Annotated in this window: 1 protein-coding gene; it reads left to right on the forward strand. The window is 65.9% G+C overall.

Annotated features, from left to right (window positions below; genetic code table 11):
• Positions 1–47: 47 nt before the first annotated feature.
• A complete protein-coding gene (locus ACFO0B_RS00005) occupies positions 48–1,148 on the forward strand; it encodes an IS630 family transposase (protein WP_378610151.1) in 1,101 nt (366 codons plus the stop codon).

Raw genomic sequence — 1,148 nt, forward strand, 5'->3', positions numbered from 1 at the left:
CTAGTGTTCCGCGCCTGAAATCCGTTGGCTAAGTGTAGGGTCCGGCCGTGGCGAGGACAGGCAGGCCGCGGTCGGGGCCGGAGTTGACGGTGTCGGAGGCGCAGCGGCGGGAACTGGTGCGTGGTGTTCGGGCGGCGACGTCGACCCAGGCGTATGCGTTGCGGTGCCGGATCGTGCTGGCGTGCGCGGAGCCCGGTGTTGCGAACGCGCATGTCGCCGCTGCGGTCGGGGTGACGGCGATGACGGTGGCGAAGTGGCGGCGCCGGTTCATCGAGCACGGCTTGGCCGGACTGGTCGATGAACCGCGTCCGGGCCGGCCACCGTCGATCCTGCTGGACCGGGTCGAGCAGGTAGTGACGTTGACCTTGGAGCAGACGCCGAGCAACGCCACGCACTGGTCACGGGCATCGATGGCGGAACGGACCGGGTTGTCGAGATCGACGATCGGGCGGATCTGGCGGCGCTTCGAGTTGAAACCGCACCTGGTCGAGGGGTTCAAGCTCTCGACCGACCCGCTGTTCGTTGAGAAGGTGGTCGATGTCGTCGGCCTCTATCACAACCCGCCCGAGCGGGCCGTGGTGCTGTGCGTGGACGAGAAGTCCCAGATGCAGGCTCTCGATCGGTCTCAACCGGTGCTGCCGATGATGCCGGGTATGCCCGAGCGCCGCACCCACGACTACGCCCGCCACGGCACCACCAGTCTGTTCGCCGCGTTCAACATCGCCGACGGCACCGTGATCGGGGAATTGCACCGCCGCCACCGCGCCACCGAGTTCAGGAAGTTTCTGGTCTCGATCGACAAAGCGGTGTCGGCCGAGCTGGATGTCCACCTGGTCTGTGACAACCTTTCCACCCATAAGACTCCGATGGTGAACGAGTGGCTCGCGCGCCATCCCCGCTTCCACGTCCATTTCACCCCGACCGGATCGTCTTGGCTCAACCAGGTCGAACGCTGGTTCGGCTACCTCACCGACCAGCTCACCCGCCGCGGCGTCCACACCAGCGTCACCGCTCTGGAGAACGACGTCCGCGCCTGGATCGAACAGTGGAACGCCAACCCCCGCCCCTTCATCTGGCGCAAGACCGCCGAGGAAATCCTGGACTCCCTCGCCCGATATCTTCAACGGATTTCAGGCGCGGAACACTAG

Source organism: Nocardia jiangsuensis (assembly GCF_042650385.1).
Lineage (GTDB): Bacteria > Actinomycetota > Actinomycetes > Mycobacteriales > Mycobacteriaceae > Nocardia > Nocardia jiangsuensis.